The organism is Enterococcus sp. DIV0546, from assembly GCF_051712785.1.
Lineage (GTDB): Bacteria > Bacillota > Bacilli > Lactobacillales > Enterococcaceae > Enterococcus > Enterococcus faecalis.
In genome coordinates this window covers 744,633-763,717 of record NZ_JBIOPO010000001.1, presented here as the reverse complement: position 1 = coordinate 763,717, position 19,085 = coordinate 744,633, and the positions used below count along the sequence as shown (strand labels likewise).

Genomic DNA, 19,085 nt, shown 5'->3' with positions numbered 1-19,085 from the left:
GATTAGAAAAGAATCCATAATGTGATTCCTGAACAGATTAAACCGACAGACCAAAAGACAAAATCAATTTTCCATTCAGACCAACCACACATTTCAAAATGGTGATGAATTGGTGACATTTTAAAAATCCGTCGACCAAATAATTTAAATGAAGCAACTTGTAAAATAACACTTGCTGTTTCACAAACGTAGACAAGTCCAATTAAAAGTAGCGTCCATTCTTGATGCAAAATAATTGAAATTGCTGCTAACAATCCACCTAATGCTAATGAACCAACATCACCCATGAAAATTTTTGCTGGTTTTCTATTATAAGGGAAAAAGCCAATCAGCCCACCAATCACACTTAGGCAGATAATCACAACATCAAATTGTTGTTGTTTCCAAGCAATAATTGCATAAGTACCAAATGAAATTGTTCCTAAACCAGCAACTAAGCCATCAATTCCATCTGTCAAATTCACGGCATTAGAAAAACCGACTAACCAAAAAATAATAAACACGCCATAAAAAATACCTAACGGAACTTCTGCTACTCCAAACAAATCTAAGGTGTCTGAAAAGCCTTCACTTCGATAAACAAAGTAGAAAACCAACCCACCAAAAATTTGACCAATTAATTTTTGACGAGAATTCAAGCCCATATTCCGTTTTTTAAAGACTTTAATGAAATCATCCAAATAACCTAGCAAACCGTATAACACTAAAATAAATAGAATAATTAGTAGAGACGGCGTAAATTGGTGGAAAAATAACCCCATTGCTAGCGAAGTAATCAAGCTGGCTACAAGGAAAACGACTCCACCCATTGTAGGGGTACCTGTTTTCACGCTATGCCAAGTTGGGCCATCTTCACGAGTAACCTGCCCTTGTTTTTTCATTTGAAAATAGCCAATGAATAGTGGCATTACGCTCACTGTAATGGCAAAACTCACCACTATGGGAATAAAAATCTGTGTCCACTCCATGTTATCTCTCCTAATTATTCTACGTTATTATTCTGTGCCTTCTAAAGTCACGGTTAATTTTTTCTCCGTAATTTCAGTTTCAGCAGCGATACTTTGTTTCGTCACATAGCCTTCACCTTTAAACTCGACAGTCAAACCTAATAGATCGCCAAACTTGGTAACATCGCTCTTCGACCAGCCGGTTAAATCAGGCATATAGTTCGTTCCATTTGTGATCAAAATCAATTTTTGATTAGGCATTAATGTTTGACCAGACGGCGTTGATTGTTTCTTGATTTTTTCACCATCGCCGATAATCACAGGATCCACCCCGTTCACTTTGGCATTGGCCAACGCTTCCGCTGGTGTCATATTTTTATAATCAGCAACTGTGACTTTATCAGAAGCTACTTTCGTTGTTTCCGGATCTGCCTCTTTAATGTCTAACGCTAATTTCATTAATGGGTTTGCAATTGCCGCCATTGCTTCTGAAGGCGAACCTGATTTTGCTTGTCTAAGTGTAATATACAAAACATATTCAGGATTATCCGCTGGGACCATTTCCACTACAGAAGACAAGACTTGACTTGCTCCATCAACGTACCCTTTACCATCTGAAATCTGGGCAGTTCCTGTTTTGGCAGCAACATGATAGCCTGGTACTTTATAAATATCATACGCAATCCCGTAAGTCGGGTCTTCAACAGTATCAATCATGTACGTACGAATCTGTTGAGCTGTTTGCGCTTTGATTGGGGTTCCTACGATTTGTGGTTCCGTAATCGTTTCTTTTCCTGTATTTTTGTCAACAATTTTGCTGATGTAATGAGGTTGCAACATTGAACCGTCATTTGCAATAGCTGAGAAACCTTTCATCATTTGGAAATTAGTAACCGTAATTGCTTGACCAAATGCCGACATTGCTCTATCTACAAAGTTTGTTCCTGGCAATTTACCAGCAGATTCACCACTTAAACCTGAATGCGTGCTCGTACCAAAACCAAATTTTTTCAAATATTCCATCCATTTTTCATCACCCATTTTTTGTTCTAGTTTTACCATACCAATATTACTAGACCAAGAAATGGCTTGACGATAATTCAAATATTCTTTGCCGTTCAACCGAGTGTAGTCATGGTCATTCACAGTTACATCCCCAACTTGAATTCCACCAACACGATTGAATAATTCATTAGGATTAAACTGTCCTTGTTCCATAGAAGCAGCTGTTGTAAATAATTTGATTGTTGAGCCTGGTTCATAAGGACTTTCAACTAATAGGTTCTGCCACGTGCCATTATCGTCTAACCCTTGTTTCGTTTCAGGATTAAATGTTGGCCGTTGAGACATGGCAACAATTTCGCCTGTTTTTGCTTCCATTAACATGGCAGTCATAGAAACTGGTTCATATTTTTCATTAACTTGCGTCATTAAATCTTCTAAGGTATTTTGCAAGCGACTATCTAGCGTCGTGTAAATATCTTGACCATCCACTGCTTTTTTCTCTTCCGCCACAGTTCCTGGTAAGGCATTGCCATAAATATCTTTTTCAAAATACACACGGCCATCGGTTCCACTTAAAATATCATTATAGGTCTGTTCTAGTCCCATTGCGCCTACTAAGCCTTCTTTATCATCATCTGGATTGGCTGCTTTTGTATAGCCAATAAAGTGAGAAGCAAACTGACCATTGGGATATAATCTGGCTGGATGTTCATTGAAATAAACACCTGAAATTTTTTTCTTTTTCAAATCTGCTTCAATTTTTTGGCGTGTTTCCAAGGTGATGTTTTGACCACCCGTACCAAATTCCACTTGATATTGTGTTGACCCATCTTCATGGATCCCATTATTCAAGTATTTCAATGCTGTTTTTTTGTCTAGTTTGGTATATTTCGCTAAAATTTCAGCAATATCATCGAAGTCTTTTTTCTCCGCATATAGCTTTTCATTATTTTGTCCCGTATATTTTTTTGATAATACGACATATAACGAATAGGAAGTAGCATCTTCTGCAATTGGATTACCATATCGATCTAAAATTGATCCTCGCTTAGCTTTTACCACTTGGCTTCCTTCATATAGAGAAGCTGTTTTTTCCTTTAGTGATACACCGGCTACTTTGCCTGTTGCCACAATGTATGTCGTTCTAAAGGCAAATAAAAAGAACAATCCAATACTCGTAGCGAATAAAATGATGCCTACTTTTTTACGATTGTTCATCGGATTTAAGTTTTTCTTTTTCATGAATTGTTTAAATTTATGTCTTTTACTCATTATTTAACAGTCCTAACATTGTCGCCGTTATTTTCTAGTCCTTGTTTTTTAGCGACATCTTTGATTCGATCTGATTTAGAAAGTTCGCTTCTTTCTTGTTCCAATTTCAAAGCGTTATCTTCCTTTTCTTTAATGACTGCTTGTGTTTCTGTAATATCGTTCATGGTTTGGACAATTGTCGTTCTTACTTGAATTGTCGCAATTGCAATACCAATCGTTGCACAAACTAATACAACACCGATTAATTTTTCTAGTAAAGAGACATTTTTTAGTTTCTTTTTGGGTAATAGAGTGGGGACAGGTAGTGTTTCCTCTTGCATTTTTCTGTCTTGCTCTGTTGCCACAGTTGGCTGATCCATTTCTGGTGCTTCATAATGGAAATCATTTACTTTCTTCAATTCAGCCATGTGTCTACCCCTCTCTCTATCTAGATTTTATTTTTTCGGCAATGCGTAACTTCGCACTTCGTGAACGATTATTCTCAGATAACTCACTGTCACTTGGTAAAATTGGTTTTCTAGTAATTACTTTTAATTCTGGTTGAAATTCTTCTGGTACCACTGGAATGCCTGGTGGCAAATCTTGTACCGTACTGTATTCTTTAAACATTGTTTTAACGATACGATCTTCTAACGAATGGAACGTAATCACACTGATTCTGCCATTTTTCGCTAGCAAATCAATTGCTTGTTCTAGCGACTCTTCAACTGCCCCTAATTCATCATTAACGGCAATGCGAATTGCTTGGAAAATTCGTTTTGCAGGATGTCCACCTTTGCGTCTTGCTGGAGCTGGAATCGCCGTCTTAATAATCTCAACGAGTTCACCTGTTGTTTCAATTGGTTGCTTTTCGCGAACACGTTCAATTTCTCGAGCAATCTGTTTCGAAAATTTCTCTTCCCCATAACGAAAGAAAATTTTTACCAACTCACTATAACTATACGTATTCACCACTTCGCGAGCCGTCAAGGGTGCGTCTTGATCCATGCGCATATCTAAGGGCGCGTCTTGATGATAGCTAAAACCACGTTCTGCTTCATCTAATTGTGGTGAAGAAACACCTAGATCGTATAGAATCCCATCAACGTGGAACACCCCGTGTTCTGCCAATTCTTCTTTAATATTTCTAAAATTTGATTTGATGAAGGTCACTTGACCTTTGTCTACATATTTCTGCAAACGAGTCTTAGCATGTGCCAACGCTTTTTGGTCTTGATCAAAGGCATATAAATGACCGTGCTCATTCAATTGTGTCAGTAAGTATTCACTATGTCCGGCACCACCGAGTGTGCAATCTACGTATACGCCATCCGGCTTCACTTGTAATCCATCCACTGTTTCTTTTAAAAGAACGGTGTAATGGCGAAATTCTTCAGTCATCATTTGCCTCATTCCTAAAATCCAAAATCAATCATTGTTTCTGCTAATTCATCAAAGTTTTCTTCAGCTTCATCAGAGAATGCATGCCAACGTTCGTCACTCCAAATTTCAATTCGGTTAGAGACGCCAATAACAACACAGCCTTTTTCTAAACTGGCATGTGTTCGTAAATTCGCCGGAATATTGATACGACCTTGCTTATCAATCTCACATTCTGTTGCAGCGGAATAAAAGAATCGTACAAAGGTACGTGCATCTTTCTTAGCTAAGGGCATTTCTTGAAGTTTTGCTTCAAGTTGTGACCATTCATTTAAAGGATAACCAAATAAACAGCCATCCATCCCTCTCGTTACCACAAATTTTTCACCAAGTTCCTCACGAAACTTTGATGGAACGATTAGGCGGCCTTTGGCATCGATATTATGTTGGTATTCACCCATAAGCATAGCCAATACACCCGCTTTTCCACTTGATAGAACAAGTCTACCACATCCCACCACTTTCTACCACTATAAATCTAAAAACTTCTATTTTTTAACTGTTATTTAAAATTTCTGTAATATTTACAGGGTTTTATGTAACAAGCATCACCCAACAAAAAATGTTATTATAACAAGGTTTTTACTATGTTTTTTATAAAATAACCCCACAAATAACAAAAAAACCCCACGGAGTGGGGAGTTGTGGGGGACATTTTCCCACAGCGTATTTCCCCTATCGTCTCCACGCTTTATTACAGTAGATAATGACTGATATTTAGCAAGATAAGCAACACATACAACACAAACGTTAGTAAAAACGTCAACCGCCAAAACATCTTGAAATATCGTCTATATAAAATCTCTCCATAATAATAAGCTTGAAACAGGGCAACAGCGACTCCTAATAACAAAATAGAAATCACAAAATACGGCATAATCGATTCATCATAACTATCTTTGGATAACTCATGGATCCCTATGAATAAAAACGGAATGGCCAAATCCGGTGCTTTTATTTTCCAACGTTCCGTTAGGGAAAAAGTGGACACGAGAAAATTGCACGCAAAGAGCACAATTACCGGAAAAATATACCAAAATAACATTATTGCCGAAAACGACACCATTCTCTCAACAAATCCTTTCATTCCACCTGCTATAACTATACTTCATCAACGTTACACAGATGTTTCATTTCGTTTAAATATATGTGCTAAAAGCCCTTTTTGCTCGCTTTTTCATATAAAAAACGGATTACTTATCAAACCATTTTCAAAACGAGGCCTCACCTATTGCGGCCACTTATTTTTGAATGTTTTTTATAAGCTTTTCTTCTCGTATTGTGTCATACTTCTATTATAATGGATTTAGAACAAAAAATGTTGATTCGGGGTGAATCTTTTGATTAATTATTTATTATTGAAAAATGACTATTTTGAACCTTGTTCACCAGACGATGAAGCCCTAAGTTGGATTTCGGTAGAATCTCCTACAGAAGAAGAAATCGAGCGTCTCGTCAATCAATACCACTTACCAACAGATTATCTTACCGGCGTTTTAGATGATGAAGAAAATGCTCGAGTGGAAGGTTTCCGCCACGAAAAATTACAAACGCCTACGTTACTTTTATTTCGTTATCCCAAAGCTAGTATCAGCCCTAGTGGCTATCTGCAAGTAGAAACGGTGCCGATTGCTTTAATCGCAACCGTCGATAACAAACTAATTACTGTTAGCAATGGGCCTAACGACATCGTTCATGGGATCCAAAAAGAGGCGTTCACGCATCAAGATCTTTCTATTGAGAAGGCCTTAATTTTAGCCCTTTCATGGAAGATGGCCCTTTCCTTCAATAAAAACTTACAAGCACTTATCCAACAAACCAACAAACTTGAAGGAGAGCTCCAAGTAGCCACAGAAAATAGTCAATTGTATCAGATTATGGACATTCAAAAAAGTCTAGTTTATTTCGAAGCAGCTTTAACGGATAATTTAAAAGTATTAAAACGTTTATATAGCGCTGAAATTTTTAATCATCCAGAAAAACATTTGCCATTTTTAAGGGATATTTTGATTGAACTAGAACAAGGACTGAATACGACTAAAATACAACTAAAATTAGTTGATAACATTAGTAATACTTTTTCAGCAATCGTCTCAAATAACTTAAATAATGTCATGAAAATTTTAACATCCTTAACAATTGTCCTAACCATCCCGACCATCATCGGGGGAATCTACGGCATGAATGTGAAACTCCCTTTTGCAGAGCATGAATATTCTTTTTGGATTATTTTTGCTATCACTACCTTAATCTGCGTAATTAGTATTCGAATTTTAAAGAAAAAGAATCTCTTATAACTTTAGGTTGCTGTTTTCAGGAAAAGGTTGTACACTATTAGCAGAAATTAAAAAGGACGTGTCATTTATGAACGACAAAGAACAAAGTCGCTTTTCAAAAATCACGAAAGTCGTGGTTTGGCTAATGCTGATCGCAATTGTAGGTTCAACTGTTTTAACAGCAATTCTTAGTCTTTAAACTGGAGAACTTTTTCACACATTAAAAGTAAAAAAACAGTCCCTTCTATCAATTGAAGGGGCTGTTTTTTTACTTGCTCAAATAGAGCGGCTATTTTTTCGCCATCGCCAACAGCTCTTGTGCATGTTCAATGGTTAATTTCGTAATTTCACTTCCTGCGAGCATACGCGCAATTTCGTTTACTCGCTCTTTTTCAGATAAAATTCGGACGCTTGTTTCTGTCCGACCCGCCACGATTTCTTTTTCAATAAAATAATGTTCATCGGCAACGGCCGCCACTTGTGGCAAGTGCGTGATACACAACACCTGCGAATTTTCTGAAATTTGATAAATTTTATCGGCAATCGCCTGTGCTACTCGGCCACTGACTCCTGTATCTACTTCATCAAAAACAATACTAGTGATCCCTTGCGTTTGAGAAAAGATTGTTTTCATAGCCAGCATCACTCGCGAAAGTTCTCCGCCAGAAGCCACCCGAACTAACGGTTTTAATGGTTCCCCTGGGTTAGTAGTAATATAAAATTCTACTCCGTCTAAGCCATTTTCTTGTAAATGCTCAAGTTCTGTAAAGCGGACTTCAAATTCAGTTCGCTCCAAATATAGTTCTTTTAATTCGGTTAAAATTTGTTGTTCGAGCTCTTTGGCTAGACGCTTTCGTTCTTTTCGTAAAGCTAACGCTTGTTGATGAGCCGCTTGTTGTTTCTCTGCAAGCAACGCTTCTAAGTCACCTGTACCACCTTCCAAAAAATCAGCCTCTGCTAACTCTTTGGTGATTTCTTCATAGTAAGATAAAATCGTTTCGATTGAATCGCCATATTTACGTTTCATTTGACGGATTAATTCCAAACGATTTTCTACTTCATTCAAGCGGCCTTCATCTAGTTCTAAGCCATCAATCAACCTAGAAAGATCTCCACTAGCTTCTTGTAGTAAGTAGTAAGCATTTTGAACAGTATCTGACAATGATTTATATTCTGGATCAAGGGATTCAATCGAAGCGAGTTCATTCATACTTGTTCCGATTTTATCCAAACTACTATCGTCTTCACCATTTAGCGCGGCATAACTAATCGTCAGTGCATCAGCAATCTTTTGAAAATTGTTCAGTTTATTGCGTTCTTCTAGCAATTGTTCTTCTTCGCCAGCGACTAACTGTGCACTAGCAATTTCATCACTTTGAAAATGAAGCATGTCCATTCTTTGGGCAAATTCTTTTTCATTTTTTTGTCGCTTTCTGACTTTGGCTTCGAGTGCGCGATACTCTTGATACGCCTGTGTATATTTTTCTTTGACTGCTAAAAGTTTTTTTCCACCAAATTCATCTAACATATCAATGTGGCGTTCACTTTGCATCAATTCTTGATGTTCGTTTTGGCCATGAATATCTACTAAATATTCCCCAATTCTTTTTAAATTAGTAATGTTGACAATCCGTCCGTTGACACGGCAAACATTTTTACCAGAAGCGGAAATATCTCGTTGAATCACTAAAGAATCTTCTTCTGTTTCAATACCTAATTCTTCTAATAATTGCTTTAATTCTTGACTTTTCGGCATTGAAAAAAGTCCTTCTAAGGTGCATTTATTTGCTCCTTGACGAATATAGTCACTGGAGCCGCGTCCGCCTGTGAGTAATCCCATTGCATCAATAATGATGGATTTCCCCGCACCCGTTTCTCCCGTTAAAACGGTCATACCCATTTGAAACTCTAATTGTAACGAAGAGATAATCGCAAAATTTTTCACGGAAAGTTCTTGTAACATCTTGTTCACCTCATTCTTTATAGATAGCTTAACAGCTCTTTATGAAGTTTTTCTGCCGCCTCCTCAGTTCGTGCAATCATGAGAACACTATCATCATCGTTGATGACGGCAAAAAGTTTCTCTTGGTAATTCTTTTCGATTAAACTACCACACGCCGCCGCATTGCCAGGAATGGTTCGTAATACGACATATTTTTCCATTTGTTCTGCAGCTACAAAGGCATCTTTTAAAAGCTTTGCAAGTTTAGCACTCGTATTAGCTTGTGTTTCTAATGGAAGGCTATATCGATAACCCCCTTCTGCAGATGGAACTTTGATCAGTTTCATATCTTTAATGTCGCGAGAAATTGTTGCTTGTGTTACAGCTACGCCCTTTTCTTGTAAGTAGTTGACAAAATCTTCTTGCTTTTGAATATTTTTTTCAGTCAATAAACGTGTAATTAAACGGTGTCTATCTTGCTTTCTCATGGCGCCGCTCTCCTTTTCAGTTTACTCTTGCCCTCATCATAGCTTATTTTTATGCATTTTAAAAGATGAATTACTAGATTTATACAAAAAAGAAGCTTTCACCCGTAGGCGTCCACTTCTTTCTTCTAACTTTTCTCATCATTCCGCTAATTTTTGATGCGCATGCGCGACAACTTCTTCAATGGATTCTGTTGCTTGATAGGATCCTTCTCCTTCAACAGAAACTAAGTGTGCCAAAAATTCAATGTTTCCTTCGCCACCAGTGATTGGTGAAAAATCTAAGTTTTTCACATCATAACCGTTATTCATGGCAAAGCGTGTAATTTCCTCCACAACCATTTGATGGGTTTCTGGATCACGCACGATTCCTTTTTTCCCAACAAACTCTTTGCCAGCTTCGAATTGCGGCTTAATTAACGCCACCACACTACCGCCTTTTTTCAAAATATCATGAAGAGGTGGCAAAATTAAGCGTAACGAAATAAAGGAAACATCAATCGTTGCAATATTCGGCACCCCTTCGGTGAAATCTTCGGGTTTACTATAGCGAAAATTGGTACGTTCCATTACCACCACGCGTTCATCTTGCCGAATTTTCCATGCTAGTTGGTTATAGCCAACATCTAAAGCGTAACTCAAACGAGCCCCATTTTGTAAAGCAACATCGGTAAAACCACCTGTGGAGGAACCAATATCTAGCATTGTTTTGCCTTGAACGTTGATTGCAAAAACATTTAGTGCCTTCTCTAGTTTTAAGCCCCCACGAGAAACATAAGGCATTACTTGGCCCTTAGTATGTAAGGGTGTCTCCACAGAAATTTTTTCCCCTGGTTTATCTAAACGTTCATTTTTATCATTGTAAACCAAACCAGCCATCACGCTGCGTTTGGCTTTTTCTCGTGTTTCAAATAGTCCTTGATTAAACGCCAAGACATCGACGCGTTCTTTTTTCATAAGTGCCTTCTTTCTATCTCAATTGTAACTGAGTTAACAAGTTTGCTAAATGTTCTTCTGAAAAATTGGGAACATTTGCTTTGATTTTTTCTAAAACAGCGCTGCCTTCTGCTAATTGATGTGTTAGCGCATCTTTCGCGCCAGCAATCCCTAGAAGAGCTGGATACGTACTTTTATTCAACGCTTCATCTCGGCCTACTTTTTTACCTAAATCTGCTTCTGTACTTGTGGCATCTAATAAGTCATCACGAATTTGAAAAGCCAAGCCATAGTGATGCGCAAACTGTGTCAGTAAACCAATGACTTCTTCTGTTTGATTGGCTAATACGCCCCCAGCAATTAAGGCGAATTCAATTAGCGCTCCGGTTTTCTTTTCATGAACAGCCGCTAACTCTTCTAAAGTCAAGCTGACTTTTTCTCCTTCAATATCACCCATTTGGCCGGCAACCATGCCTTGATTCCCCGCTGCCTTTGCCAGTTGTTGCATCAGTAAAACTTTTTCACTTAAGCCTAATTGACTCAAAGAAAGTAACTGAAATGCACCTGTTAATAAGCCGTCCCCTGCTAAAATAGCAGTCGCTTCACCAAACACTTTATGATTGGTTGGTTTGCCACGACGTAAATCATCATCATCCATTGCTGGTAAATCATCATGAATTAATGAATACGTATGAATCATCTCTAAAGAGGCAGCCACTTGGTAGTCTTGTGTTTCCATCTCTTTTTGAAAAGCGGCCACTGTTGTTAACACTAATAGCGGGCGTAATCGTTTGCCACCTGCGTGTATTGAGTAGAGCATTGCTTCTTTCAAACGCTCATTTTCAGTATATTCTGCGATAAAATCGACCATGACTTTTTCAACCAACGGTAAATGCTGTTGACTAAAATTCGTCATTACGCTTCCTCGCTCTCTTCAAAAACAATTTCTTCATTGTTTTCTGTCATCATTTTCGTTAAAGTTTTTTCCGCTTTTTCCAATGTATCTTGACATTGTTTACTTAATGCCATGCCCTCTTGAAAGGCAGCTAAGGCTTCTTCCAAAGGAACATCTCCTCGTTCTAAGCGCTGAACGATTTCTTCTAAGGCATTTAATGATTCTTCAAACGTTTTTTCTTTTGCTGGCATGTTAAAACTCCTCTTTTTTCGCTGTTATTGTTTCGACGTTTGCTTGAACTGTACCGTCAGCATAATGAATCGTTAATTGATCTGCTGGCTGTAACTCGGTAACAGTTTTAACGACACGGTCCTCTTTTGTAGTATAACTATATCCTCGACCCATAATTTTGAGTGGGCTGAGTAAGTCTAATTGTTGAACAGCAGACGTGAATTGCTTTTGTTTGTTTAGGAACAATTGTGTCATTTGTGTTTGCAAGTTTCGTTGTAAAAATGCCAATTGTTGCTGACTTTCTCTTAATTGTCCCTTTGGTGTCTGTTGTTGCAATTGAGCGATAATTCCTTGGGCTTGACGTTGTTTTTGGTGATGAATTGTTGTCATTGCTTGGAAAAGACGTTGCGTCATTCGATCTAATTTAATCGTTTGACCTTCATAAAGTCGCTCAGGTTGCTTAAACACATAAGAATTTTGTAGTCGTTGGAAACGTTCTGTTCGTTGTTGTAAGAGATATAAAAAGCTTTGTTCTAAACGACTACGCCGTTCACTAATTCTTAATAGTTCTTCATTTAAAACTGGTACCGCTAGTTCCGCTGCTGCCGTTGGCGTTGCTGCACGAACATCTGCTACCATATCGGCAATTGTCACATCTGTTTCGTGACCAACCGATGAAATAATCGGTGTGGTGGCAGCATGAATGGCTCGAGCCACTTTTTCTTCATTAAATGGCCATAAATCCTCGATTGAACCACCGCCACGGCCGATGATCATCGTATCAAAATCGCCTTGCGCATCGGCTCGCTGAATGTTCCGCACAATGTCATCCGCCGCCTGCTCGCCTTGGACCAAGGTTGGAAAAAGGACCAGTTGTGCAATTGGGTAGCGTCTTTTGACTGTCGTAATGATATCCCGAATGACAGCACCACTAGGACTTGTAACCACAGCGATTCGTTTGGGATAACGAGGCAACTGTTGTTTAGGCCCTTCAAAAAGTCCTTCTTTTCCTAGTTTTTCTCTTAATTCTGCCAATGCTTGATAAAGTGCACCTACACCATCTGGTTCCATATGTTCAATATAAATTTGATAGGAGCCGCTGTTTTCATAAAGCGAAATCCGCCCCACCACCATGACTTTCATGCCTTCTTTTGGTTGAAACTTCAATTTTTGAAAGGCTGATTTAAACATAATTGCAGAAATCTTCGCATGGTCATCTTTTAAACTGAAGTACTGATGCGCGTTCGCTCGGAAGCGAAAGTTCGAAATTTCACCTGTTAAATAGACACGTCCTAAGTAAGGGTCTGCATCAAATTTACGTTTTAAATACTTCGTTAAGGCTGTTACTGTTAAATACTGTTGCGTCATTTTTTCACCTTACTTTTGTTTTTTTGCTGCCTCGACTGTTTGATACATTAACATGGTAATCGTCATTGGGCCAACACCTTTGGGAACTGGTGTGATATAGCTTGCAATTTCAGAAACTTCATCGAATGCTACATCACCAATCAGTTTTCCTTCTTGATTGCGATTCATACCCACATCAATCACTACCGCACCTGGTTTCACGAACTCTTTGGTGACAAAATGCCCGCGTCCAATTGCTACAACTAAAATATCCGCTTCTTTTGCAACTTCTGCTAAATGTTCAGTTTTAGAATGGGCAATCGTCACGGTCGCATTTTTCATTAACAATAATTGTCCCATTGGCTTGCCAACAATATTACTTCGACCAATAACCACCGCACGTTTACCTGTTAAATCAATATCATAGGCTTCAAACATCTTCATAATTCCATACGGCGTGCAAGGAATCATTTCAGGTTTGCCTACAAACAAACGGCCTAAATTCATTGGATGGAACCCATCTACATCTTTTTTGGGATCAATCGCTAATAAAATCTTTTCTTCATCAATATGTTTTGGCAAAGGTAGTTGTACAAGAATGCCATGAAAGCGTGAATCTTGATTATATTTGTCAATCTCAGCCAATAATTCTTCTTCTGAAATAGTTTCTGGCAGTTTTTCGACCTTTGACAGAATGCCAATTTTGGCTGCTGCACGTTCTTTATTTCTCACATACGTTTGGCTGGCAGGATTTTCCCCAACTAATAAAACAACTAATCCTGGTTGGATGCCTTGTTGTGTCATCTTTTCTACATCTTTTTGAATCTCTGCTTGCATTTGATCTGCTAATTCACGACCGTTAATTACTGTACTCATTCCTTCGCTCCCTCTATTGTTTCTTTACTTCTTTAATAGTATTTATTTTAGCATATAACCCAGTATCTTAACACCAGTTAGATAGTAAAAAAAGATTCAGAGCTTACGCCTCTGAATCAATTTCTTTCATTACATTTGATAACACACCATTAACAAATTTACGTGAACGGTCGTCGCTGTATTTTTTACTTAACTCAACGGCTTCATTTAATGCCACAATGTTTGGCACATCTGAAACGTATAGCATTTCAAAAATAGCTAAGCGTAAAATAACAATATCTATTTTGGCTAAGCGTTGCATAGACCAGTTATTACCTAAATGGTTCGTAATCACTTCGTCTAGTTCTGCTTTGCGGCTACACACACCGCCGACAAGTAAATCTAAATACGTAGGGACTAGGTCTTCGCCATCTTCACTGACGATTTCCCGATTATCATAAGCCAATGCATAATCAATGGCATCTTGTTTGGTTAAATCAGCATTAAAATCTAAAGGAAAAAGGGCTTGGAGCGCTTTTTCACGAATCTCGTGACGGGTTAATTCTGTTTTACTCATTCTCTTCTCCATCTTCATCTTCTGGGAATAATTCATTTAAGTCTGGTTGAGGGATTTTTTCAGGTACTACCGCTACAACATGAATATTCACTTCAACTAAATCAATATCTGTCATAAATAAGACTTGTTGTTTCACACGGTCTTGCATTTCTAATGCAACTTTTGGCACAGAAACACCGTAGTTCAAGTAACAATAGATATCGACTTTTAAGCCTTCTTCTTCTGTTCGTAAATATACACCTTTGCCGTGTGCTGCACGGCCTAATAATTCATTCACATTATTGGCAAACGTGCCGCGCATCCCATAAACGCCCTCTACTTTTGAAGCAACGATTCCGATAATTACTTCAATGACTTCAGGAGCGATCACGATTTCTCCTAAAGAATCGTTTGCATTGATTACAAGATTTTTTTCTTCTGACATTTGGTTGTCCTCCTTATCTATTACGCACAAAATCGTTAAATAAACGATTTATTTGATGAATCACTAAGTCTCTTAAGGATTCTCTTTTAAGCAACGGATGATTCTTAAAAATTAAAACAACACTGGTTTCTTCAGTTAGTTGTGAAAGAACGTCCAAATTTTGCTTATCAATACTCGTTCTTAGTTTATCATTAATTAGCCTATTTCGCTACCAGAAAAGCTAAGTTCTGACTAAAAGAACAGATAATTTCTTGTCATAAATTTCTAATTCAAGCCTTTAGACGTAAAAATAAGAAAGACCAAGTAATTTTGGCTTTCTTATTTTTACGTCTTTATTCTTCAGGATAACGTTCCATTAGTTTCGTCCGATGCTTTTGCATAATCATTTCTAAAGAGATGTCATATTTATCCGCTAGAATAAATAAATTATCCAACACATCGCCTAACTCTTCCGTTAAGTTTTCCAGATTCTCTTCATCCGCCAAAACTGTTTCATCCGGTCGATCACGGCCAATTTCAATTGTCCGAATGGCTCGACACACTTCGCCGACTTCTTCTGTTAAAAAGTTGGAACGAATAAACGGATCATATTGATACCAGTTACGTTTTTTATAAAACGCGCTAATAAACCGCTGATACTCTTGGATATCCATGTTCTCCCAACCTTTATAAAATGATTAATTCTTTTGGCGCATGTGTTAATACACGATTACCTTCAGCAGTAATTAATAAATCGTCCTCAATACGCACGCCACCAATTCCTGGCAAATAAATTCCAGGTTCGTCCGTAATCACATTCCCTGGTACAAACTGTTTATCTGCTCGGAATGAAACATTTGGTCCTTCATGAATTTCTAATCCAATGCCATGACCAGTACTGTGGCCAAACGCATCGCCATAGCCATAGGAAGCAATATGATCCCGTGCAATCGCATCTAATTGAATGCCCGTCAACCCAGGTTTAGCTTCTGCTAACACTTTTAATTGTGCTTCTAAAACAATATCATAAATTTCTTTTAGTTTTGGCTGAATACTACCAATAGCAAATGTCCGTGTCATATCAGAAACATAGCCTTCATAATAACAACCGAAATCTAAAGTGATTAACTCACCTTTTTCGATGACTTTATGGCTAGCAACGCCATGTGGCATCGCCGAACGTAGACCGCTGGCCACAATTGTCTCAAAAGAAACACCACTGGCTCCTTTTGAACGCATGAAGAAATCTAATTGATTAGCCACTTCAATCTCTGTCATTCCAGGTTTAATCATCTCTAAGACAAAGGCAAATCCTTGATCCGCGATGGCACACGCTTTTTCAATAATCGCTACTTCTTCTTCATCTTTCACTTCTCTTAATTCTTCAATCAAACCCATTACAGGAACTAATTCACATGGTAAAATTTCTTCCAATAAGCTATAATCAGCGAAACTAACTTGCGTTTCTTCAAAAGCTAAATTATCTAATTGCAAACGTTCAGCTAAATCTGCTACTTCGTCAAAAATATGTCCTGTGTTTTTAACGATAGTAAAACCAGTTGCTTGTTCCGCAGCTTGTTCCGTATAACGAAAATCCGTTACAAAAAAAGCTTTATCTAATGTAATCATTGCCAAGCCTGTTGTCCCAGTAAAATTGGTTAAATAACGTAAATTATACGGACTTGTCACTAAAAATCCTTGTAAATTATTTTCTTTCATTAACTCCCGTAGCTTTTCGACTCTTGCCATCATTGGTTCGACCTTCTTTCTTTTTTCTCATTTTTCATTATAGCAAATTTGCTTCAGAAAAGCATGAATCACCAAAAAACTTCATCGAGAAAGTTTACTGAAAATTTTACCTTTCCTTATTTTTTGCTTAACACTTTTGTAGTAAACTAATTTAGCGACTTCAAGGAGGAAATTATGAACGTTTATTTATTTCTGGCACTATTTTTCATTATTATCGGCATTTTAAGCTATAGTTTTTTTATTGAACCTAAATGCTTAGTCATACACAAAAATCAAATTAAAGTAACAGAATCAGGGAAAACCTTACGGATTGTTCAACTCTCTGATATTCATTTAAAAAAGAATTATTCTGTGAAGGCCTTAAAACAGATTGTTGAAAAAACAAATACATTACAACCAGACATAGTCGTTTTTACAGGAGACTTATTTGATGATTATGCCCGTTTCGGTATCGAAATTCAGGATGAAGTGAGTCAACTTTTCCGTAAAATTAACGCCCCTTATGGCAAATTCGCTATTTATGGCAACCACGAGTATAGCGGGTTAGATACCAATTTTTACGAAACAATCTTAGAAGCTGCCGACTTTACCGTACTAAAAAACACGGGCAAATTACTGCCTGTCTCACACCGCATCTCCTTGTACGTCGCTGGTTTAGAAGATTCGTTATATGGACAAACCGACTTAGCTGCAGCTTTAGTCAACCGCCCTACTGGAACGCCCACTCTGCTACTAACCCATGAGCCAGATGTCGCAGACTCAGCAGTCAACAAAAACATTGACCTCATTTTAGCAGGACATAGTCACGGCGGACAGATTCGCTTGCCTTTTTTCACTTACAAAAATCAGCTTGCCAAAAAATATACACATGGGCTTTATCATTTAGAAGATGAAACGCCGCTAATTGTTCACCCAGGAATCGGAACCACTAAAATCAGCGCACGCTTTGGTGTCTTACCAACAATTGAACTGATTGAGTTAACTATTTAACTATGCATTAAAAAGACCGCCCCACGTTAGAGAAAAATTCTCACGTTGGACGGTCTTTGATTATGTTCGATTAATGATGAAAATCTTGCTCGTGATCTTCTTCTACTTTCGCTTTTCCTAGCGTATAAAATTTGCTGCCATTTAACCCGAGAATAAATAGCACAACCACTAGTAAAAGAATTGATAAAGATAACAATAAGGTCTGCAAGCCATCGCCATGTGCAACCATTAATTGACGTAAAATTGCGGTTAAACAAATTAAAATCAAATAACGAATCGGAATATGGTGTCCTTCTTGAATATAGCGAAGAATCATCATAATAAACTCAAATAACATAAAGAATGAAATAATTTCTTGCATGATAACTGAAAAATTATCCGGCGTCATTGGCTTCATGAGATATGTAGCGAGGTCAACTAAATAACTAGCCATAAATACTAATAAGAAAACTCCTAAAATCCCTAATACAATATCCAAAATCAAATTCACGTACTTCTTTACTACACTAAAATTCTTCTGCATAATACCCTTCTTTCTTTTGACTCAATTATTTTATAACATGCTTGTTATTACATTAAATATATCATCAATTAACCTTGTCAGACAAGCAGTTAAACCCAATGTGAGATTTTTTTTATTTTGAGATCTTCATTTATTTCCGTCTAACCCTTTCCTTTATGCAAGACAAAAAAAGCTGAATCCGGAGATTCAGCTTTTTAATCGTATTAGTTAGCTACTGGATAAACTGATACTTGTTTTTTGTCGCGGCCTTTACGTTCGAAACGTACCACACCGTCAACTTTTGCAAATAACGTATCGTCGCCACCGATTCCAACGTTTACACCTGGATAAATTTTAGTTCCGCGTTGACGGTATAAAATTGAACCACCTGTAACTGTTTGGCCATCAGCACTTTTAGCGCCTAATCGTTTAGATTCAGAGTCACGGCCGTTTGATGTAGAACCGCCACCTTTTTTATGGGCAAATAATTGTAAATTCATAGTCAATAACATAGTCTGCACCTCCTATTTCTCAGTGATTGTTTTTATTTGAATAAATTCAGTATTTTCGTTCTCTATTGATTGTAAACCTAATAAAAGATTTTCTAATAGAATTTGGGCAATATTTTTTTGTTCCTGATTGACAGTAGTTAACATCTCGACATAAAGGTAGCCACCTTCTACATCATCAACTTCCACAATCGGTTCAAAACCTGCTAAGGCATCAATCCCATTGACTGTGCTGATTGCTAAGGCAGAAACTGCCGCGCAAACCACATCGCTGCCATAAGGACCCGCTTCAGCATGCCCGGTTAATTCGAATGAAACGATTCGGCCGGAGCCTGTTCGTTTAAAAGAACCTTTAATCATTGATAGGCCTTCTTTCCTGTCAACAAGAGAGATTAAGCGTTGATTGCTTCGATCATAACTTTTGTATACGGTTGACGGTGACCTTGTTTACGGTGAGAGTGTTTTTTAGGTTTGTATTGGAAAGTCACGACTTTCTTTTGTTTGCCGTGTTTTTCAACAGTTCCTTCAACAGTTGCGCCTGCAACAGTTGGCGCACCAACTTTTGTAGATTCGCCACCTACTAAGATAACTTCGTCAAAAACAACTTTCTCGCCAGCCTCAACGTTTAATTTTTCAACGTAGATTGCTTGACCTACTTCAACTTTCACTTGTTTACCACCAGTTTTGATAATTGCGTACATGCTATACAGCACCTCCTTCTTCTAGACTTAGACTCGCCATCCCA

24 protein-coding genes and 1 other annotated feature (1 of these 25 only partly in view) are annotated in these 19,085 nt (G+C 37.8%); of the genes, 3 read left to right on the top strand and 21 right to left on the bottom strand.

Annotation, left to right across the window (positions count from 1 at the left end; translation table 11 throughout):
• Positions 1 to 2: 2 nt before the first annotated feature.
• The 6 genes from mraY to IGJ24_RS03675 form a co-directional block, all read right to left on the bottom strand.
• Positions 3 to 968 carry a phospho-N-acetylmuramoyl-pentapeptide-transferase gene (gene mraY / locus IGJ24_RS03700; RefSeq protein WP_002355894.1) on the bottom strand — a complete coding sequence of 322 codons (966 nt, stop codon included), beginning with the start codon at positions 966 to 968 and terminating at the stop codon, positions 3 to 5.
• Positions 969 to 995: 27 nt separating this feature from the next.
• The gene (locus IGJ24_RS03695; protein WP_289865472.1) at positions 996 to 3,224 is read right to left on the bottom strand and encodes a penicillin-binding protein; all 2,229 of its coding nucleotides are present in this window, start codon (positions 3,222 to 3,224) and stop codon (positions 996 to 998) included.
• A complete protein-coding gene (ftsL, locus tag IGJ24_RS03690; protein WP_002358883.1) occupies positions 3,224 to 3,631 on the bottom strand; it encodes a cell division protein FtsL in 408 nt (135 codons plus the stop codon). The genes IGJ24_RS03695 and ftsL overlap by 1 nt, the downstream gene beginning before the upstream one ends.
• A gap of 16 nt (positions 3,632 to 3,647) precedes the next feature.
• Positions 3,648 to 4,604 carry a 16S rRNA (cytosine(1402)-N(4))-methyltransferase RsmH gene (gene rsmH, locus IGJ24_RS03685; protein ID WP_002355891.1) on the bottom strand — a complete coding sequence of 319 codons (957 nt, stop codon included), beginning with the start codon at positions 4,602 to 4,604 and terminating at the stop codon, positions 3,648 to 3,650.
• Between the two features lie 14 nt (positions 4,605 to 4,618).
• Positions 4,619 to 5,104, bottom strand: a complete 486-nt coding sequence (gene mraZ / locus IGJ24_RS03680) for a division/cell wall cluster transcriptional repressor MraZ (protein ID WP_002383402.1) — start codon at positions 5,102 to 5,104, stop codon at positions 4,619 to 4,621.
• A 233-nt stretch (positions 5,105 to 5,337) separates the two neighbouring features.
• Positions 5,338 to 5,730 carry a DUF3397 domain-containing protein gene (locus IGJ24_RS03675; RefSeq protein WP_002383401.1) on the bottom strand — a complete coding sequence of 131 codons (393 nt, stop codon included), beginning with the start codon at positions 5,728 to 5,730 and terminating at the stop codon, positions 5,338 to 5,340.
• Positions 5,731 to 5,974: 244 nt separating this feature from the next.
• Here IGJ24_RS03675 and IGJ24_RS03670 point away from each other — a divergent pair, with 244 nt between their 5' ends.
• Both IGJ24_RS03670 and IGJ24_RS03665 read left to right on the top strand, forming a co-directional pair.
• Entirely contained in the window at positions 5,975 to 6,940 is a 966-nt protein-coding gene (locus IGJ24_RS03670; RefSeq protein WP_002383400.1) for a magnesium transporter CorA family protein, read from the top strand.
• Positions 6,941 to 7,007: 67 nt separating this feature from the next.
• Positions 7,008 to 7,118 (top strand): DUF4044 domain-containing protein, encoded by a 111-nt coding sequence (locus IGJ24_RS03665; RefSeq protein ID WP_002383399.1) that lies wholly within the window; start codon positions 7,008 to 7,010, stop codon positions 7,116 to 7,118.
• Between the two features lie 90 nt (positions 7,119 to 7,208).
• Here the strand turns inward: IGJ24_RS03665 and recN are convergent, their stop codons facing one another.
• From recN to IGJ24_RS03610, 11 genes are all read right to left on the bottom strand, one after another.
• Entirely contained in the window at positions 7,209 to 8,882 is a 1,674-nt protein-coding gene (gene recN / locus IGJ24_RS03660; RefSeq protein WP_002386195.1) for a DNA repair protein RecN, read from the bottom strand.
• 17 nt (positions 8,883 to 8,899) lie between these two features.
• Positions 8,900 to 9,349 (bottom strand): arginine repressor, encoded by a 450-nt coding sequence (locus IGJ24_RS03655; RefSeq protein WP_002358881.1) that lies wholly within the window; start codon positions 9,347 to 9,349, stop codon positions 8,900 to 8,902.
• Positions 9,350 to 9,487: 138 nt separating this feature from the next.
• Complete coding sequence (locus tag IGJ24_RS03650; RefSeq protein WP_289865471.1) at positions 9,488 to 10,303, bottom strand: TlyA family RNA methyltransferase; 816 nt, start codon at positions 10,301 to 10,303, stop codon at positions 9,488 to 9,490.
• Positions 10,304 to 10,316: 13 nt separating this feature from the next.
• The gene (locus IGJ24_RS03645) at positions 10,317 to 11,198 is read right to left on the bottom strand and encodes a polyprenyl synthetase family protein (protein ID WP_002355879.1); all 882 of its coding nucleotides are present in this window, start codon (positions 11,196 to 11,198) and stop codon (positions 10,317 to 10,319) included.
• Positions 11,198 to 11,428 (bottom strand): exodeoxyribonuclease VII small subunit, encoded by a 231-nt coding sequence (locus IGJ24_RS03640; protein ID WP_002355878.1) that lies wholly within the window; start codon positions 11,426 to 11,428, stop codon positions 11,198 to 11,200. The genes IGJ24_RS03645 and IGJ24_RS03640 overlap by 1 nt, the downstream gene beginning before the upstream one ends.
• A 1-nt stretch (position 11,429) precedes the next feature.
• Positions 11,430 to 12,776 carry an exodeoxyribonuclease VII large subunit gene (gene xseA / locus IGJ24_RS03635; RefSeq protein WP_002355877.1) on the bottom strand — a complete coding sequence of 449 codons (1,347 nt, stop codon included), beginning with the start codon at positions 12,774 to 12,776 and terminating at the stop codon, positions 11,430 to 11,432.
• A gap of 9 nt (positions 12,777 to 12,785) precedes the next feature.
• On the bottom strand, positions 12,786 to 13,631 hold the full coding sequence (locus tag IGJ24_RS03630) for a bifunctional methylenetetrahydrofolate dehydrogenase/methenyltetrahydrofolate cyclohydrolase (protein ID WP_289865470.1): 846 nt from the start codon (positions 13,629 to 13,631) through the stop codon (positions 12,786 to 12,788).
• 103 nt (positions 13,632 to 13,734) lie between these two features.
• Positions 13,735 to 14,187, bottom strand: coding sequence for a transcription antitermination factor NusB (gene nusB, locus IGJ24_RS03625; protein ID WP_002355875.1), 453 nt, complete (start codon positions 14,185 to 14,187; stop codon positions 13,735 to 13,737).
• The gene (locus IGJ24_RS03620) at positions 14,180 to 14,611 is read right to left on the bottom strand and encodes an Asp23/Gls24 family envelope stress response protein (protein ID WP_289865469.1); all 432 of its coding nucleotides are present in this window, start codon (positions 14,609 to 14,611) and stop codon (positions 14,180 to 14,182) included. Before IGJ24_RS03620 ends, nusB begins: the two co-directional genes overlap by 8 nt.
• Positions 14,612 to 14,943: 332 nt before the next feature.
• A complete protein-coding gene (locus tag IGJ24_RS03615) occupies positions 14,944 to 15,264 on the bottom strand; it encodes a MazG nucleotide pyrophosphohydrolase domain-containing protein (RefSeq protein WP_002355872.1) in 321 nt (106 codons plus the stop codon).
• A 13-nt stretch (positions 15,265 to 15,277) separates the two neighbouring features.
• On the bottom strand, positions 15,278 to 16,342 hold the full coding sequence (locus tag IGJ24_RS03610) for a M24 family metallopeptidase (protein ID WP_002391500.1): 1,065 nt from the start codon (positions 16,340 to 16,342) through the stop codon (positions 15,278 to 15,280).
• Positions 16,343 to 16,513: 171 nt separating this feature from the next.
• Here IGJ24_RS03610 and IGJ24_RS03605 point away from each other — a divergent pair, with 171 nt between their 5' ends.
• Positions 16,514 to 17,329, top strand: coding sequence for a metallophosphoesterase (locus IGJ24_RS03605; RefSeq protein WP_002363393.1), 816 nt, complete (start codon positions 16,514 to 16,516; stop codon positions 17,327 to 17,329).
• Between the two features lie 70 nt (positions 17,330 to 17,399).
• On the opposite strand, the gene psiE is transcribed toward IGJ24_RS03605, so the two are convergent.
• From psiE to rplU, 4 genes are all read right to left on the bottom strand, one after another.
• Positions 17,400 to 17,852, bottom strand: coding sequence for a phosphate-starvation-inducible protein PsiE (psiE, locus tag IGJ24_RS03600; RefSeq protein WP_002355869.1), 453 nt, complete (start codon positions 17,850 to 17,852; stop codon positions 17,400 to 17,402).
• A gap of 203 nt (positions 17,853 to 18,055) precedes the next feature.
• Positions 18,056 to 18,343, bottom strand: a complete 288-nt coding sequence (rpmA, locus tag IGJ24_RS03595) for a 50S ribosomal protein L27 (protein ID WP_002355868.1) — start codon at positions 18,341 to 18,343, stop codon at positions 18,056 to 18,058.
• A gap of 12 nt (positions 18,344 to 18,355) precedes the next feature.
• Positions 18,356 to 18,700, bottom strand: coding sequence for a ribosomal-processing cysteine protease Prp (locus IGJ24_RS03590; protein ID WP_002355867.1), 345 nt, complete (start codon positions 18,698 to 18,700; stop codon positions 18,356 to 18,358).
• Positions 18,701 to 18,732: 32 nt separating this feature from the next.
• The gene (gene rplU / locus IGJ24_RS03585; RefSeq protein ID WP_002355866.1) at positions 18,733 to 19,041 is read right to left on the bottom strand and encodes a 50S ribosomal protein L21; all 309 of its coding nucleotides are present in this window, start codon (positions 19,039 to 19,041) and stop codon (positions 18,733 to 18,735) included.
• A gap of 19 nt (positions 19,042 to 19,060) precedes the next feature.
• Positions 19,061 to 19,085: a sequence feature (ribosomal protein L21 leader region), on the bottom strand; it runs 51 nt beyond the window's last position.

What these genes read in the sequence shown, in the direction of transcription:
- IGJ24_RS03695 (WP_289865472.1), bottom strand. Translation starts at nt 3,224, where the DNA reads ATGAGTAAAAGACATAAATTTAAACAATTCATGAAAAAGAAAAACTTA.
- IGJ24_RS03675 (WP_002383401.1), bottom strand. Translation starts at nt 5,730, where the DNA reads ATGAAAGGATTTGTTGAGAGAATGGTGTCGTTTTCGGCAATAATGTTA.
- psiE (WP_002355869.1), bottom strand. Translation starts at nt 17,852, where the DNA reads ATGCAGAAGAATTTTAGTGTAGTAAAGAAGTACGTGAATTTGATTTTG.
- IGJ24_RS03650 (WP_289865471.1), bottom strand. Translation starts at nt 10,303, where the DNA reads ATGAAAAAAGAACGCGTCGATGTCTTGGCGTTTAATCAAGGACTATTT.
- IGJ24_RS03645 (WP_002355879.1), bottom strand. Translation starts at nt 11,198, where the DNA reads ATGACGAATTTTAGTCAACAGCATTTACCGTTGGTTGAAAAAGTCATG.
- recN (WP_002386195.1), bottom strand. Translation starts at nt 8,882, where the DNA reads ATGTTACAAGAACTTTCCGTGAAAAATTTTGCGATTATCTCTTCGTTA.
- rplU (WP_002355866.1), bottom strand. Translation starts at nt 19,041, where the DNA reads ATGTACGCAATTATCAAAACTGGTGGTAAACAAGTGAAAGTTGAAGTA.
- ftsL (WP_002358883.1), bottom strand. Translation starts at nt 3,631, where the DNA reads ATGGCTGAATTGAAGAAAGTAAATGATTTCCATTATGAAGCACCAGAA.
- IGJ24_RS03615 (WP_002355872.1), bottom strand. Translation starts at nt 15,264, where the DNA reads ATGGATATCCAAGAGTATCAGCGGTTTATTAGCGCGTTTTATAAAAAA.
- IGJ24_RS03590 (WP_002355867.1), bottom strand. Translation starts at nt 18,700, where the DNA reads ATGATTAAAGGTTCTTTTAAACGAACAGGCTCCGGCCGAATCGTTTCA.
- xseA (WP_002355877.1), bottom strand. Translation starts at nt 12,776, where the DNA reads ATGACGCAACAGTATTTAACAGTAACAGCCTTAACGAAGTATTTAAAA.
- IGJ24_RS03665 (WP_002383399.1), top strand. Translation starts at nt 7,008, where the DNA reads ATGAACGACAAAGAACAAAGTCGCTTTTCAAAAATCACGAAAGTCGTG.
- IGJ24_RS03605 (WP_002363393.1), top strand. Translation starts at nt 16,514, where the DNA reads ATGAACGTTTATTTATTTCTGGCACTATTTTTCATTATTATCGGCATT.
- mraY (WP_002355894.1), bottom strand. Translation starts at nt 968, where the DNA reads ATGGAGTGGACACAGATTTTTATTCCCATAGTGGTGAGTTTTGCCATT.
- IGJ24_RS03620 (WP_289865469.1), bottom strand. Translation starts at nt 14,611, where the DNA reads ATGTCAGAAGAAAAAAATCTTGTAATCAATGCAAACGATTCTTTAGGA.
- IGJ24_RS03640 (WP_002355878.1), bottom strand. Translation starts at nt 11,428, where the DNA reads ATGCCAGCAAAAGAAAAAACGTTTGAAGAATCATTAAATGCCTTAGAA.
- IGJ24_RS03630 (WP_289865470.1), bottom strand. Translation starts at nt 13,631, where the DNA reads ATGAGTACAGTAATTAACGGTCGTGAATTAGCAGATCAAATGCAAGCA.
- rsmH (WP_002355891.1), bottom strand. Translation starts at nt 4,604, where the DNA reads ATGACTGAAGAATTTCGCCATTACACCGTTCTTTTAAAAGAAACAGTG.
- nusB (WP_002355875.1), bottom strand. Translation starts at nt 14,187, where the DNA reads ATGAGTAAAACAGAATTAACCCGTCACGAGATTCGTGAAAAAGCGCTC.
- rpmA (WP_002355868.1), bottom strand. Translation starts at nt 18,343, where the DNA reads ATGTTATTGACTATGAATTTACAATTATTTGCCCATAAAAAAGGTGGC.
- IGJ24_RS03610 (WP_002391500.1), bottom strand. Translation starts at nt 16,342, where the DNA reads ATGATGGCAAGAGTCGAAAAGCTACGGGAGTTAATGAAAGAAAATAAT.
- IGJ24_RS03655 (WP_002358881.1), bottom strand. Translation starts at nt 9,349, where the DNA reads ATGAGAAAGCAAGATAGACACCGTTTAATTACACGTTTATTGACTGAA.